At 69.9% G+C, this 14318-nt stretch carries 13 protein-coding genes; 11 read left to right on the plus strand and 2 right to left on the minus strand.

What is annotated here, in order from left to right:
• Positions 1 to 28 precede the first annotated feature (28 nt).
• Together AB0383_RS09635 and AB0383_RS09640 are read right to left on the minus strand one after the other, a co-directional pair.
• Positions 29 to 736, minus strand: coding sequence for an FCD domain-containing protein (locus tag AB0383_RS09635; RefSeq protein ID WP_364178159.1), 708 nt, complete (start codon positions 734 to 736; stop codon positions 29 to 31).
• A 56-nt stretch (positions 737 to 792) separates the two neighbouring features.
• On the minus strand, positions 793 to 1875 hold the full coding sequence (locus tag AB0383_RS09640; RefSeq protein WP_366186336.1) for a 3-hydroxyisobutyryl-CoA hydrolase: 1083 nt from the start codon (positions 1873 to 1875) through the stop codon (positions 793 to 795).
• Positions 1876 to 1995: 120 nt separating this feature from the next.
• Here AB0383_RS09640 and AB0383_RS09645 point away from each other — a divergent pair, with 120 nt between their 5' ends.
• The 11 genes from AB0383_RS09645 to AB0383_RS09695 all read left to right on the plus strand — a co-directional run bounded on the left by AB0383_RS09645 (position 1996) and on the right by AB0383_RS09695 (position 14181).
• Entirely contained in the window at positions 1996 to 2427 is a 432-nt protein-coding gene (locus tag AB0383_RS09645) for a cobalamin B12-binding domain-containing protein (protein ID WP_364178153.1), read from the plus strand.
• Positions 2427 to 3830, plus strand: a complete 1404-nt coding sequence (locus AB0383_RS09650) for an AMP-binding protein (protein WP_364178150.1) — start codon at positions 2427 to 2429, stop codon at positions 3828 to 3830. The genes AB0383_RS09645 and AB0383_RS09650 overlap by 1 nt, the downstream gene beginning before the upstream one ends.
• Positions 3827 to 4798, plus strand: coding sequence for a methylmalonyl Co-A mutase-associated GTPase MeaB (meaB, locus tag AB0383_RS09655; protein ID WP_366186339.1), 972 nt, complete (start codon positions 3827 to 3829; stop codon positions 4796 to 4798). The genes AB0383_RS09650 and meaB overlap by 4 nt, the downstream gene beginning before the upstream one ends.
• Positions 4795 to 6510, plus strand: a complete 1716-nt coding sequence (locus tag AB0383_RS09660) for a methylmalonyl-CoA mutase family protein (protein WP_366186341.1) — start codon at positions 4795 to 4797, stop codon at positions 6508 to 6510. The genes meaB and AB0383_RS09660 overlap by 4 nt, the downstream gene beginning before the upstream one ends.
• A gap of 76 nt (positions 6511 to 6586) precedes the next feature.
• Positions 6587 to 8254: an L-lactate permease gene (locus AB0383_RS09665; protein ID WP_366186343.1), complete on the plus strand. Its 1668-nt coding sequence runs from the start codon at positions 6587 to 6589 to the stop codon at positions 8252 to 8254.
• A complete protein-coding gene (locus AB0383_RS09670; protein ID WP_364178138.1) occupies positions 8251 to 8679 on the plus strand; it encodes a hypothetical protein in 429 nt (142 codons plus the stop codon). The genes AB0383_RS09665 and AB0383_RS09670 overlap by 4 nt, the downstream gene beginning before the upstream one ends.
• 341 nt (positions 8680 to 9020) lie before the next feature.
• Positions 9021 to 9749, plus strand: a complete 729-nt coding sequence (locus AB0383_RS09675; RefSeq protein WP_364178135.1) for a FadR/GntR family transcriptional regulator — start codon at positions 9021 to 9023, stop codon at positions 9747 to 9749.
• A gap of 155 nt (positions 9750 to 9904) precedes the next feature.
• Entirely contained in the window at positions 9905 to 11314 is a 1410-nt protein-coding gene (locus tag AB0383_RS09680; RefSeq protein WP_364178132.1) for an extracellular solute-binding protein, read from the plus strand.
• A 5-nt stretch (positions 11315 to 11319) separates the two neighbouring features.
• A complete protein-coding gene (locus AB0383_RS09685; RefSeq protein ID WP_364178129.1) occupies positions 11320 to 12363 on the plus strand; it encodes an ABC transporter ATP-binding protein in 1044 nt (347 codons plus the stop codon).
• A 1-nt stretch (position 12364) separates the two neighbouring features.
• A complete protein-coding gene (locus AB0383_RS09690; RefSeq protein WP_364178126.1) occupies positions 12365 to 13303 on the plus strand; it encodes a sugar ABC transporter permease in 939 nt (312 codons plus the stop codon).
• Positions 13300 to 14181 carry a carbohydrate ABC transporter permease gene (locus AB0383_RS09695; RefSeq protein WP_364178123.1) on the plus strand — a complete coding sequence of 294 codons (882 nt, stop codon included), beginning with the start codon at positions 13300 to 13302 and terminating at the stop codon, positions 14179 to 14181. The genes AB0383_RS09690 and AB0383_RS09695 overlap by 4 nt, the downstream gene beginning before the upstream one ends.
• Positions 14182 to 14318: the final 137 nt, after the last annotated feature.

The following is a 14318-nucleotide window of genomic DNA, read 5'->3' on the forward strand; positions in this document are numbered from 1 at the left end:
TGCCCCGCAAGGGGTTCCGGGGAACCGCTCAGCCGGCGCGCAGGCCGTAGAAGCCGGCGATGTGCCGCGTCACCTCGGCCGACGCGCGATCCGGGTCGCCGGTTTCGATCGCGTCGAGGATCCACGTGTGCTCGGTCGCGAGCTGCCGCGCCGTGGCGGGCCAGTCGGCCGTCCGGGCGTACCCGGCCGTCATCTCGTCGCCCACGGCGTCTCCGAGCGAGGCGAGCAGTACGGCGGCGAGATCGTTGTGCGCGGCGCGGGCGAGGCCGAGGTGGAAGCCGGAGTCGAGCTCGCGGAACCGCACGCGGGTCACTCCGGGGCGGCCCATTTCGGCGGTGACCTCCCGCAGCTGTTCGAGGTCCTCCGGAGCCGCGCCGCGTGCCGCGCGCGCCGCTGACGAGCGTTCCAGCTCGAGCCGGATGGACATGAGGTCACCGGTGGCGAACCGCGACAGCGAGAGGTGCAGCCGGAGCAGCTTGTGCAACGCGCCGCTCGGCTCGCCGGCCACGACCGCGGCCGCGGTGCCCGTGGCCGCCGGTTCGAGCACGCCCGCCGCCTCCAAGGCGCGGACTCCGTCGCGCACGTGCGCGGGCCCGACGCCGAGCGCCCGGGCCAGGTCACGTTCGGCGGGCAGCGGGTCGCCCGCGCCCAGCCGCGCGGTGAGGATCCAGTCCTGGATCCCCGCCAGCGCCTGGCCGGGTGACCCGAGGTACCGCACGTTGTCCGGTTGGCCCATCGATCGGACCGCCTCCTCGACCGCGTTGTCGGATTTCCGGCTGGTCCGAGCCTAGGTCAGCGGTGGTCAGACCACAATGTGGACTGCTCCGTCAGGTCCAGCTCGTCGGTAAGCGGTGCGAAGAACGCCTCGACGGCCGCGTCGTCGACCTCCGCGAGCGTGCCCGGGCGCCAGCGAGGTGAGCGGTCCTTGTCGAGGATCGCCGCCCGGATGCCCTCGGCCAGGTCGGGGTGTTCGAGGAACCGGCTGCACAGGCGGAAGTCCTGGCGCAGGCATTCCTCGATCGAGGTCATCCCACTGGCCTGGCGCACCGCTCGCAGCGTCACCTTGAGCGCCGTCGGGGCGGCCGCGGTGATCGCGGCGACGGCCTCGCCCGGCTCCGGCTCGTCGATCGCCTCGAGGCGGTACCGCACGTCTTCGACGGTGGTCGCGCCGCGGTACGCGTGGTCGATCCAGCACCGCGCGGCCGCGAGCGGCGCTGGGCCGGGATCCTCGGCGTACTTCGCCACGGTCACCTCGGGTACGGCGCCGGTGGCGAGGTCGTCGACGAGCGCGGCCAGCCGGCCGGCGGGCACGTGGTGGTCCGCGAGTCCACAGTGGACCGCATCGCCCGGGCCCACGCGACCCGCCGTCAGCGCGAGGTGCGTGCCGAGCTCACCGGGCGCGCGGGCGAGTAGCAGTGCCCCGCCGACGTCGGGGGCGAGGCCGATCGCGACCTCCGGCATCGCGAGCACCGAGCGTTCGGTGACCACCCGGGCCGCCGCGTGCGCGCCGATCCCGATCCCGCCGCCCATCGTGATGCCGTCCATGAGCGCGACGACGGGTTTCGGGTAGCGCGCGAGGCGGGCGTCGAGCCGGTACTCCTCGCGCCACAATGTCCGGGCGACCGCCGGATCGCCGACGGCCGACGAGTGCACCACGCCGATGTCGCCGCCCGCGCAGAACGCCCGATCGCCCGCGCCGTCGAGCACCACCGTGGCCACGGCAGGGTCGGACTCCCACTCGTCGAGGGCGGTCAGCATCGCCCGGATCATGTCCAGGTCCAGGGCGTTCAGCGCCTCGGGCCGGTTCACGGTCAGCCTGCCGACCGCCCCTTGTCTGCGGGCCAAAACGGTGCTCACGTCGATCAAGTCGGACACCTTCGCCTTCCTGCGGCCGGGTGGTGCTCGAGCCCAGGGTTGCACATTTCATACGCCCACTTCTATGGTCAGACCACATACAAGGAAAGACCCGATGCAGTTCAGGTCGTGGAACGAGGTGTGGACACGGTGGGTGAGAGCGGCGGCGAACCGATCCGGGTGATGCTGGCCAAGATCGGGCTGGACGGCCACGACCGGGGCGTCAAGGTCGTCGCGCGGACCCTGCGCGACGCGGGCATGGAGGTGATCTACACCGGCCTGCACCGCAGCCCCGAGCAGGTGCTGGAAGCGGCGGTCCAGGAGGACGTCGACGTGCTCGGCGTCAGCCTGCTCTCCGGCGCGCACATGCCGATCTTCACCCGCATCTTCGAGCTGATCGACGCGATGCCCGACCGGCCCGGGTTCGCGATCGTCGCCGGCGGCGTGATGCCGGACGAGGACGAGGAGGCGCTCAAGAAGATGGGCGTCGCCGAGGTGCTCGGCCAGGACACGACCCCGGAGACGATCGTCGAGCGGATCCGCGCGCTGGCCGGTGTGACGGAGGAGGCCTGATGGAACAGTGGACTTGGCCGCCGCGCTACGACGAGACCTACCGGCCGCCGGCCGGGCAGGCGCACTGGTTCCCGCGCCGCGAGACCATGCCGGCCGGGGAGCGGGACGAAGCGATCCTCGCCCGCATCCGTGAGGTGATGGCCTACGCGTGGGACCACGCGCCGTTCTACCGGCGCAAGTGGGAGGAGGCGGGGATCCACCCGTCGGCGATCCGCGACCTGTCGGACTTCGAGAAGGTTCCCGTGGTGCGCAAGGAAGAGCTGCGCGCCGACCAGGCCGCCCATGAGCCGTTCGGCAGCTACCTCGCCGTGGACCCGGGCGAGGTCAAACACGTGAACGGCACGTCGGGTACCACCGGCCGCCCGACCGCGTTCGGCATCGGCGAGCGCGACTGGCGCAGCGTCGCCAACGCCCACGCCCGCGTGATGTGGGGGATGGGCATCCGCGAGCACGACACGGTGCTGGTCGCCTCGCCGTTGAGCCTCTACTGGGGTTCGTGGGGCGCCTACATCGGTGCGGAGCGCCTCGGCGCCCGCGTGTTCCCGTTCGGCGCCGGTACACCCGGGCAGACGGCCCGCACGGTGATGTGGATGAAGCAGATGGGCGTCACCGTGTTCTACGGGACGCCGTCCTACGCGCTGCACCTGGCCGAGGTCGCCGCCGACGAGGGCGTGGACCCGGCGGATCTGGGGCTGCGCAAGCTGTTCTTCTCCGGCGAGCCCGGCGCGAGCGTGCCGACGATCCGCGGCCGCATCGAGGCGGCTTTCGGCGCCGAGGTCTACGACTCGGGCAGCATGGCCGAGGTCAGCCCGTGGATGCACCTGGGTGCCGCGAACCACGAGCCGGGTGTGTTCGCCTGGCAGGACCTCGTCTACACCGAGGTGTGCGACCCCGTGGACCACCACCGCGTGGACTACGGCCGTGAGGGCACGCCCGTCTACACCACGCTGGAGCGCACCAGCCAGCCGATGATCCGGCTGCTGTCCAACGATCTGACGCGCTGGGAAGCGCCCTCGGCCGACCGCGGCCGCACGTACCCCTTCCTGCCGCAGGGCATCTACGGGCGCATCGACGACATGTTCACTGTGCGCGGCGAGAACGTGTACCCGAGCGCGATCGACGACGTGGTGATGGCCGCCGAGGGCTACGGCGGCGAGCACCGCATCGTGATCAGCCGCAAGTCCACGATGGACACCCTCGCCGTGCAGGTGGAGCATCGCGGTGTCGCGGAGTCCACTCTGGGCGGCTGGGCCCGCGCGATCGAGGACAAGCTGCGCCGCGCGCTCGGCGTCGGCGCGCACGTCGTCCCTGTGGAGTACAAGACGTTCGACCGCACCGAGTTCAAGGCGCGGCGGGTGATCGACGACCGCGACCTGCTGCGCCGCCTCGGAAGTGGGTCGTGAAGACGCCGGGCGACGTGGTCGGGCGGGTGCTCGCAGGGGAGCACCCGGCCATCGCACGGATGCTCACGTTCGTGGAACGGCGTACCGCCGGTGTCGACGAGGCGCTCGCCGAGCTGCACGGCAAGGCGGGCAACGCCCACGTCCTGGGCCTCACGGGGCCACCGGGCAGCGGCAAGAGCACGCTGGTCAAGTCGCTGACCGAGTTCTACCGCAAGCAGGGCAAGACGGTGGGCGTGCTGGCGGTCGACCCGTCCAGCGTGTTCAGCGGCGGCGCGATCCTCGGCGACCGCATCCGGATGACCGGCCTCGCGGGGGACGAGGGGGTGTTCATCCGCTCCGTCGCCACCCGGGGGGCGCTCGGCGGGCTCTCCCGCGCGACGCTCGACGCGATCACCGTGCTCGACGCCGCCGGCAAGGACGTGGTGGTGCTCGAGACCGTCGGCGTCGGGCAGGCCGAAGTGGACGTGATCAGCGCGGCCCAGACCGTGGCCGTGGTGAGCGTGCCGGGCATGGGCGACGACGTGCAGGCGATCAAGGCGGGCCTGCTCGAGATCGCCGACGTGCACGTGGTGAACAAGTCCGACCGCGAAGGCGCCGCCAAGACCGTGGCGGAGCTGCGCGACATGCTGCGGCTTTCGCATCGCAAGCCACACCAGTGGAACGTGCCGATCCAGCAGACCGTGGCCGCCACCGGCGACGGCGTGCCCGAACTCGCCGAGCGGTTCGCCGCGCACCTGGCGTGGATGACCGAGCACGGCGAACGCGAGCGCCGCGCCCGCCGCAACAGCGCGACCCGCATCCGGTGGGTCGCCGAACAGCTCGTGCTCGACGGCCTGCGCCCCGGCGTCCCCGCGTTCGACCTTGCGGTGGACGACGTGACCGCGCGCCGGGAGGACCCGCTTTCCGCGGCTCGCCGCCTGGTCGGGCGGCCGGGGGCCGACACGACTGACGAGGAGGAACTGTGGTGAACGAGCACGACCCGGCCCCGGCCGGCTCAGCACTGACGACCGAAGCGCTCGTCGAGGCGGTGACGCGTGAGCTCGCCGGCTGGGAGGGTGACGAGCTCGCGGCGTTCGTCGACCGCCAGCCCGAATCGCGCGAGGTCTACCGCTCCGGCAGCGGAATGGCGGTGCAGCGCGTCTACACCCCCGCCGACCTGCCGGACGACTGGCACGACATCGGCCTGCCCGGCCGCTACCCGTACACGCGCGGGCCGTACCCGACGATGTACCGCGGCCGCACCTGGACCATGCGCCAGATCGCGGGCTTCGGCCAGGCCGAGGAGACGAACAAGCGCTTCCAGTACCTCATCGCCCAGGGCCAGACCGGCCTGTCCGTCGACTTCGACATGCCGACACTCATGGGCCTGGACAGCGACGACCCGATGAGCCTCGGCGAGGTCGGCCGCGAGGGCGTCGCGATCGACACGCTGCCCGACATGGAGGCGCTGTTCGACGGCATCGACCTCGAGAAGATCAGCGTGTCGATGACGATCAACCCGTCGGCGTGGATCCTGCTCGCGATGTACGTGGCCGTGGCCGAACAGCGCGGCTACGACCTGAACAAGCTCTCGGGGACGATCCAGAACGACATCCTCAAGGAGTACGTCGCGCAGAAGGAGTGGGTGTTCCCGGTCCGGCCGAGCATGCGGATCGTGCGCGACACGGTGGTCTACGCCAGCGAGCACATGGCGCGCTACAACCCCGTCAACATCTCCGGCTACCACATCAGCGAGGCCGGGGCGAACGCGTTGCAGGAGATCGCGTTCACGATGGCCATCACGAAGGCCTACGTGGAGGACGTTGTCGCCACCGGGGTCGACGTGGACCAGTTCGCCTCACGGCTGTCGTTCTTCTTCGTCAGCCAGGCGGACCTCTTCGAAGAAGTCGCGAAGTTCCGCGCGGTACGGCGGTTCTACGCGAAGATGATGAAGGAGACCTTCGGCGCCAAGAACCCGCAATCGATGCGGCTGCGCTTCCACGCGCAGACGGCGGCGGCCACGCTCACGAAACCCCAGCCGCTCAACAACATCATCCGCACCGCGCTGCAGGCCCTCTCAGCCGTGCTCGGTGGCGCGCAGTCCTTGCACACCAACGGTCTCGACGAGGCCTACACGATCCCGAGCGAGCAGGCGATGAAGGTCGCGCTGCGCACGCAGCAGATCATCGCCCACGAAACCGGCGTGCCGAACGTGATCGACCCGCTCGGCGGCTCGTACTACGTGGAGAACCTGACCGATCGCCTCGAACAGGGCATCCACGACTACTTCACGAAGATCGAGGAGCTCGGCGGCGTGGTGGCCGCGATCGAACAGGGCTTCTTCCAGCGCGAGATCTCCGACACCGCCTACGACTACGCGCGCCGCAAGGCCAGCGGCGACCGGCCCGTGATCGGCGTGAACTCCTACGTCGACGAGGGCGATGGCGAGAAGATCGAGACCCACAAACTCGACCCGGAGTCCGACGCCCGGCAGCTCTCACGCCTCAAGCAGGTGCGGGCCGACCGGGACCCGGACCGGGCGAAGGCGGCGATGGAGCACCTGCTCGCCGTGGCGGCCGACCCGGCGGCGAACCTCATGCCCGCCACGATCGAGGCCGTGAAGGCACACCTGTCCATGGGAGAGATCACCGGCGCGCTGCGTGATGTCTTCGGCTCCTACACCGAAACGCCGGTGTTCTGAGGGAGCCCAGCTCCAGTCCCCATCCCCTCTCACCCCCCTCACCCCCTCTCAACGACGAGAGTCCCGGAGGTGACCTGTGTACACACAGGTTCCCGCGCCACTGGGCGGCAGCCTCGGCTGGTCCGCCCTTGTGTCCGCCCTGCCCCTGCTGGTGTTGTTCGTGCTGCTGGGCGTGTTCCGCGTCCGCGCCTGGCTGGCCTCGGTGATCGCACTCGTGCTGTCGATCGTGGTCGCCATCGTGGTCTACGGCATGCCTGCCGGCCCCGCCCTCGATTCCGCGCTCGAAGGCGCGGCGTTCGGCCTGTTCCCCGCGCTGTGGATCGTGCTGAACTCCTTGTGGATCTACCAGATGACGAAGGTATCCGGGCACTTCGACGTGCTGCGGCGCACCTTCGCGAAGATCAGCGACGACCAGCGGGTGCAGGGCGTGATCATCGCGTTCTCGTTCGGTGCTCTGCTGGAGGCGCTCGCCGGCTTCGGCGCACCGGTGGCGATCTGCTCGGTGATGCTGGTGGCCGTGGGGCTGAAACCGCTGAAGGCGGCGACGGTCGCGCTGATCGCCAACACCGCGCCGGTCGCGTACGGCGCCGTGGCGCTGCCCGTGATCACACTCGCGAAGGTGACCGGGCTGCCGCTCGACGACCTCGCCGCCATGACCGGGCGGCAGGTGCCGATCCTGGCGCTGATCGTGCCGCTGGTGCTCGTGATCGTGCTCGACGGGCGACGCGGGCTGCGGCAGGCGTGGCCGGCCGCGCTCGTGTGCGGGGTGAGCTTCGCCGTGGTCCAGTACCTGATGGCGAACTTCGGCCCGGTGCAGCTCACGGACATCGCGGCTTCGCTCGTGTCCGCCGCGGCCGTGCTGGTGCTGCTGCGGTTCTGGCGGCCCAATCCGGCCGACGCGCCGGACCGCGCGCCGGATGACGGTGGTGCGCGGCCCGCGCCGGTTTCCGGTGGCAGCGGGCTGGCCGCGGCGACGGCCGTGCGGGAGCGGACGGTGGTCGACTCGCGAATCGAGCAACTGCGGTCGTTCGCGCCGTACGCGACGATCATCGTGTTGTTCTCCATCGCCGCGATCCCGGCGGTCGCGGCGGCGCTGACGACGACGACCAAGACGTTCGGCTGGCCCGGCCTGCACATCGCGACCTCGGAGGGCAAGCCGCTGAGCCTGGTGTCGTTCAAGTTCGACTGGCTCGCCGACAGCGGCACGGTGCTGTTCATCGCCGGTGTCGTGTCCGCGTTCCTGCTGAAAGTGCCGCTGCGGCGGGCGATCCGCGCCTATGGGCAGACGATCGTGCAGCTGCGCACCGCCGGGCTCACGGTGATGGCGGTGCTGGCGCTGGCGTACGTGATGAACATGTCCGGCCAGACCGCCACGCTCGGGCTGTTCCTCGCCGGCGCCGGCGGGCTGTTCGCGCTGCTCTCGCCGCTGCTGGGCTGGTTCGGCACGGCGGTGACGGGTTCGGACACGTCGTCGAACTCGCTGTTCGGGGCGCTGCAGGTGGCGGCCGCGCACGGCGCGCAGCTGCAACCGACGCTGATGGCGGCGGCGAACAGCAGCGGCGGAGTGCTCGGAAAGATGATCAGTCCGCAGAACCTGGCGATCGGCGCCAGCGCGGTGGGACTGGCGGGTAAGGAGGGCCTGCTGTTCCGGCGGGTGCTCGCTGCGTCGGCGGTGTTCGTGCCGCTGATGTGCGTGCTGGTGTACCTGCAGTCCACGCCGGTGCTGTCGTGGATGGTGCCGTGAGCGCGCGCGACGCCGTCGAAGAGGCCAACGCGGCGATCGGCGCGGCGGTGTCCACGTGCACGTTGCCGGCCGACGACGAGGCGGTGCTGCTCGACGTCCAGTACGAACTGCTCGAACTGGCCGATGCGCTCGCCGCCGGCGTACCGGCCCCCGAGCTGCCCCGGCTGTGGCGGGCGGCTCGGGACCTCGGACCCGTGGTGGTGCCGCGCGGGTTCGAGGTGCTCGGCGGCCTGAGCGCGGCCGCCGGGCTGCTGAAGCTCGCGCGGGCGGTGTCGCGGCGGGCGGCGCGGGAAGCCCCGGCCGACGCTCTGGTGGTGCTCGACCGTTTGGGGGAGGTCCTCCTGGCGATCGCGTTCCGCGCGGAGGAGCGCGAACGTTCAGTCGGGTACGCCGGATCGTGTGCCGACTGTGCCGATGGTTACTGATCCGACCACAGTCACGGCCGAATAGCTTCGCAGCAACGGTTACGTGATGGCCGGGGGTCGGCCTACTTTTGGTCGGATTAGTAAGTGTGGTCATACCAACAAAGAGGTCATATTGACACTGGCTGCGAGCTCCGATTACCTTGAGTGAGCACTACGCGGTGCAGAGGAACTCCGGTGAGATTCCGGGCCGGTCGCGCCACTGTGATCGGACCCCGCCCGGCGGGGTTCGCAGGCAGACCCTCTCGCCGCGTCCATCCTTGAGCGGGTCGCACGAACCCGAGGAGGAGCGTGACCACCGTGATACCCGAAAAGATGGCGGAAAAGACGCCGAGGAACCGGTCATGACGACCGAGGCGGCCTGGGAGCCGGTGCGCCGTGTGCGGATGCACGAACAGGTGCTGGCGCAGATCGAAGAGAAGATCCTCGACGGCAGCCTACGTGCGGGCGAGAAGCTCCCCAGCGAACGCGAGCTCGTCAGCGCGCTGGGGGTGAGCCGGACCAGCGTCCGCGAGGCCCTGCGCGCGCTCGAAGCCATGGGGATCATCGAGGCCCGCACGGGTTCGGGCGCCGACGCGGGTTCGGTCGTCACCGCGCGGTCGACCCCGGCGCTGACGAACCTGCTGCGGCTGCACCTCGCGCTCGCGCGGATCAGCCTGGCCGATCTGGTCGAGACGCGCGTGCAGCTGGAACGCAACGCCGCCCGTGGCGCGGCCTCGACCCGCACACCCGAGGACGTGGCCCGGCTCGCGGAGCTGGTCGAGGGCATGCGCGCGGCGGATCAGGAGTACCAGCAGTTCAACGCGCTGGACACCGAGTTCCACGTGACCATCGCCCGGATCTCGGGCAACGCGCTGGCCACCGACCTCATGCAGGCCCTGCGGGGCGCCGTCGAGTCGGAGATGGCGGCGGCGTTCGCGCGCCTGCCGGACTGGCGAGCCGTCGCGGCCGACCTGGTGACCGAGCACGAGGAGATCCTGCGCGCCATCGAGGCGGGCGACGGGGATCGCGCGGCCGAGCTCGTCGCCGACCACATCACGCGCTTCTACACCGATCGCGTGCTCAACCCCTGACGCTGCGCCGCCACGGCGATGGTGGGTTCGGCCCGGTAGTCGGCAGCGCGTTTGGCGCATGGCGATTCACCCTGCCACTGTGCTCAAGCTGCCGCTCGGCCCGACATGGACTAAACTCATTTGCCACACTTTCCCGACATGGGGAGGAGTCGGCGATGAGCGACTTCCCCACTTCGCAACACAGCAGGCGGGACATTCTGCGCGCGGCGGCCGCCATCACGTTGGGCTCGGTCGCACTGGGCGCCTGTGCCTCCGAGGAGGACACCGGGGGAACCACCGGCGGTCAAGCCCCGCAGGAGACCTTCAGCGAACCGTCCACAAAGCTGTCCGGTGACCTGAAAATCCTTCTCTGGAGCCACTTCGTGCCAAACCATGACGTGTGGTTCGATCGGTTCGCGCGGGACTGGGGTTCCCGGGTCGGCGTCAACGTGACCGTCGACCACATCGACCAGGCGCAGATCCCCACCCGGATCGCGGCCGAGATCCAGGCTGGACAGGGCCACGACCTCATCCAGTACATCGCGACCCTGTCGCAGTTCGAGCCCAGCGTGCTCGACCAGCGGGACCTGGTCAGCGAAGCGACCGGGCGCTGGGGCCAGCAACTCCCGCTGTGCGAGAAGTCCAGCCTCAACCCCGCAACGGGCAAGTTCTACGCGTACTCGCCGGGCTGGGTTCCCGACCCGGGCAACTACCGCAGGTCACTGTGGGAGGCCGTCGGCATGCCGAACGGCCCCGCCACGTGGGACGAGCTGCTCACGGGCGCGGCGCAGATCAAGAACAGCAAGGGCGTCCCGCTCGGCCTCGGCATGTCCCAGGAGATCGACTCCAACATGGTGCTGCGGGCCCTGATGTGGTCCTTCGGCGCGTCCGAGCAGGATGCGAACGAGCGCGTCACGATCAACTCGCCGGAAACGATCGCTGCCGTGGAGTACATGACGAAGCTCTATCAGCAGGCGATGACGCCCGAGGTCTTCTCCTGGAACGCCGCGAGCAACAACCAGGGCCTCGTCGCCGGCAAGATGTCCTACATCGTCAACTCGATCTCCGCCTGGCGGACCGCCGCCGGGTCGAACCCGAGCGTCGCCGACGACACGTTCTTCGTACCGGCGCTGCGCGGACCGGAGACCGCGCTGGCCGCGCAGCACGTTCTGTACAACTGGATCATCCCGCAGCACGCCACCGGGGTGCCGGCGGCGAAGGAGTTCCTCCTCCATTACACCGCCAATTTCGCCTCGGCGACCTACCAGTCGAAGCTGTACGACTTCTCGGCGTGGTCCAAGCTGACCCCCGAGCTGCCGAACTGGCTCGCGAACGACCCGTTCGGCTCCCGGCCGCCGGACAAGCTGAAGCTCCTGGCCGACGCCGTCCCGTGGAGCGCCAACATCGGTCATCCGGGGCCGGCCAGCACGGCCATCGGAGAGGTGTTCAGCACCTTCGTCATCCCCAACATGTTCGCCAGGGCGGTACGCGGCGAAGCCACCCCGCAGCAATCAGTCGCCGAGGCCGAGGGACAGATCAACGCCGTCTTCACCAAGTGGCGTGCTGCCGGGCTCGTCGGCGGCTGAGTGCGATGGCGGTCGTCGAGGTTCGCGACCTGGTCAAGCGGTTCGATGGCGGGCGGGTGCCCGCCATCGACCGGGTCAGCCTGGCCGCCGCGGAAGGGGAGTACCTGGTGCTGCTGGGCCCGTCGGGCTGCGGCAAGACGACCCTGCTGCGCACCATCGCCGGGCTGGAACAGCCGACCAGCGGCGACGTGCTGATCGGCGGGCACGTGGTGACCGGGCTGCCGCCCCGGGCGCGCCAGATCGCCATGGTGTTCCAGAGTTATGCGCTCTACCCGCACAAGAGCGTTCTGGCCAACATCGTGTTCCCGCTCCGGGCTGTGGGCTTGGCCAAGGAGGAACGCGAGCGCAAGGCCCGCTGGGCGGCGGGGCTCCTGGGCCTCGAACCACTGCTGCACCGCAAACCTCGGCAGCTTTCGGGAGGCGAACGGCAGCGGGTGGCGCTCGCCCGGGCACTGGTGCGCGACCCCCAGGTGTTCCTCCTCGACGAGCCGTTGTCCAATTTGGACGCGAAGCTGCGCGCCAGCGCACGGGATGAGCTCAAGCGGTTCCAGGAGGATGTGGGAACCACGACGATCTACGTGACCCACGACCAGGCCGAGGCGATGGGGCTGGGCGACCGGATCGCCGTGCTCAACGCGGGCCAGGTCCACCAGGCCGGGCCGCCGGTGGAGGTCTACGACGACCCGGCCGACACGTTCGTGGCGACCTTCATCGGGTCCCCGCCGATGAACCTGATCCCGCACGCCGAGCTGCTGGTCGGGTTCCGCCCCGAGCACCTGCTGCCGGTCGAGAACGTCCCGGCCGGCGAGGGTGTCACGATGCCGCTGGCCGTGGAACGGCTCGAATACCTCTCCGGCGACCGGCACGTGTACGGCACGGTGTCGCGGATCGGCGAGCGCACCAGGGTGGTCGCCCGGCTGCCGGCCACAGTGGACACCGCGATCGCGGCGGGCGAGACACACGAGTTCGCCGTACCCGGTGCGCGCCTGCGGTTCTTCGACTCCGACAGCGGACAACGCGCCGAGCCGGTCCGCCTGGACGGTGGGTGAGATGGCCACCACCACCGACACGGTCACCACTCCCGCGACCGCGCCGGCGCGGCGCAGGCTGGCGGATCGCGACAGCCTGCTGGCGTGGGGTTTCCTGCTGCCCAGCATCGTCTACATTGTCGCGCTGGTCGGCGTTCCGTTCGTGCTCGCCATCGCGTTCGCGTTCTCGGACGTGACGGCAGGGGACCCGTCCTACGATTTCGTCGGCTTCCGCAACTTCACGAGGGTGTTCCAAGACCCCGTGTTCTGGCGGGCCTTGGGCAACACATTTGTGTTCACCCTCATCTCGATGGTCCTGATCGTGGTGCTGGGCAAGGTGCTCGCCAACATCCTCATCGCGGACTTCCGCGGCAAGTGGCTGGTCCGCTTCCTGGTCCTGCTGGCGTGGACGACGCCCGTGGCCCTGTCTTCGATCTCGTGGCTCTGGCTGCTGGATTCCATCTACTCGCCGATCGACTGGATGCTGCGGCAGTTCGGCGCGCTCGGTCCGGTCGAGAACATGTACTGGCTCGGCCAGCCTGGCCTGTCGATGGCCTCGGTGATCGCGGTCCACGTCTGGCGGCTGACCCCGCTCGCCGCGGTGATCATGATGGCCGGGCTGATGGCCATTCCCAAGGACATCGACGAGGCTGCGCGGGTCGACGGAGCCGGGTACTGGCGCCGGATGTTCGAGATCACCATCCCGCTGGTCCTCCCGGTGGCGGCGGTCGCCGCGCTGTTCGGCGCGATCTTCACGTTCACCGACATGGCCGTGGTGCGGGTGCTCACCCGCGGCGGCCCGAACGACGCCACGCAGGTGCTCGCCAGCTGGGCTTTCTACCGCGGCATCGACGGCGGCGACGTCGCTCAGGGCGCCGTCATCGCGCTGTTCCTGTTCCCGCTGTTGCTCGCCGCGGCGGTGCTCATCCTGCGCGCGGTGCGCCGGATCGAGGTGCGATGACCACCGCCGAGGAAGCCGGCCGGCTGCGGCAGCGATACGCCAGGCGCCACGTGCTCGCCCGGGTGGGCCTGTACCTGACAGCGATCGTGGCGGCGCTGATCTGCGCGGCGCCCTTCCTGTGGAGCCTGATCACGGCGTTCAAGCAGAATCGCGATTTGTACAACCCGCAGAACAACCCGTTCGTGTTCAACCGGCCGCCCACCGCGGACCACGTCGGCTACCTGTTCACCGACACCGAGTTCCTGACCTTCGTGGCCAACACCCTGCTCGTCGGGATCCTGGTCGTGCTGATCACGCTCGCGCTCGGCCTGCCCGCCGCCTACGCGCTGGCGCGGCTGGACCGACCGTGGTCCGGGCCCATGGCGATCGGCATCTTCCTCGTTTACCTCGTGCCGCCCAGCCTGCTGTTTCTCGCGCTGTCGCGGCTCGTGGTGGCCGTCGGGCTCCAGGACTCGACGTGGTCGCTGGTCCTGATCTACCCGACCATCACCATCCCGGTCTCGGTCTGGCTGCTGATGGGATTCCTGAAGAACATCCCGAAGGACATCGAGGAACAGGCCATGGTCGACGGCTACAGCCGGGTGGGTGCGTTCGTGCGGGCCGTCCTGCCGCTGGCGTACCCCGGCATCATCGCGGTGGTCGTGTTCGCCTTCACCCTGACCGCGAGCGAGTTCATCTACGCGCTCGCCTTCGTCGCCCCGACGGACCAGATGTCGGTGAGCATCGGGGTGCCGACGCAGCTGGTGCGCGGTGACGTGTTCTTCTGGCAGTCGTTGCAGGGCGCCACCGTGCTGGTGGCCGTGCCGATCGCGCTGGTGTTCACCTGGTTCCTGGACCGGTTCGTCGCCGGTTTCACGATGGGCGCGGTCAAGGAATGAGCAGCGCAGCGGCTTCCTGACCGAGTACAGGCCATCGGATCGACCTCGGGGGCCGCGCAACCCTTCGGGAACCTGACGGCGTCGATGCTTCGAGGCCGAGGCCGCCTAGGCTGAGCGCAGGAGATCACCGACCCGGG

It is taken from the genome of Amycolatopsis sp. NPDC051373, assembly GCF_040689465.1.
Classification (GTDB): Bacteria; Actinomycetota; Actinomycetes; order Mycobacteriales; family Pseudonocardiaceae; genus Amycolatopsis.

Coding starts and splice junctions, on each gene's coding strand:
- AB0383_RS09635 (WP_364178159.1), bottom strand. CDS start 736: ATGGGCCAACCGGACAACGTGCGGTACCTCGGGTCACCCGGCCAGGCG.
- AB0383_RS09650 (WP_364178150.1), top strand. CDS start 2,427: ATGGAACAGTGGACTTGGCCGCCGCGCTACGACGAGACCTACCGGCCG.
- AB0383_RS09675 (WP_364178135.1), top strand. CDS start 9,021: ATGACGACCGAGGCGGCCTGGGAGCCGGTGCGCCGTGTGCGGATGCAC.
- AB0383_RS09680 (WP_364178132.1), top strand. CDS start 9,905: ATGAGCGACTTCCCCACTTCGCAACACAGCAGGCGGGACATTCTGCGC.
- AB0383_RS09685 (WP_364178129.1), top strand. CDS start 11,320: ATGGCGGTCGTCGAGGTTCGCGACCTGGTCAAGCGGTTCGATGGCGGG.
- AB0383_RS09690 (WP_364178126.1), top strand. CDS start 12,365: ATGGCCACCACCACCGACACGGTCACCACTCCCGCGACCGCGCCGGCG.
- AB0383_RS09695 (WP_364178123.1), top strand. CDS start 13,300: ATGACCACCGCCGAGGAAGCCGGCCGGCTGCGGCAGCGATACGCCAGG.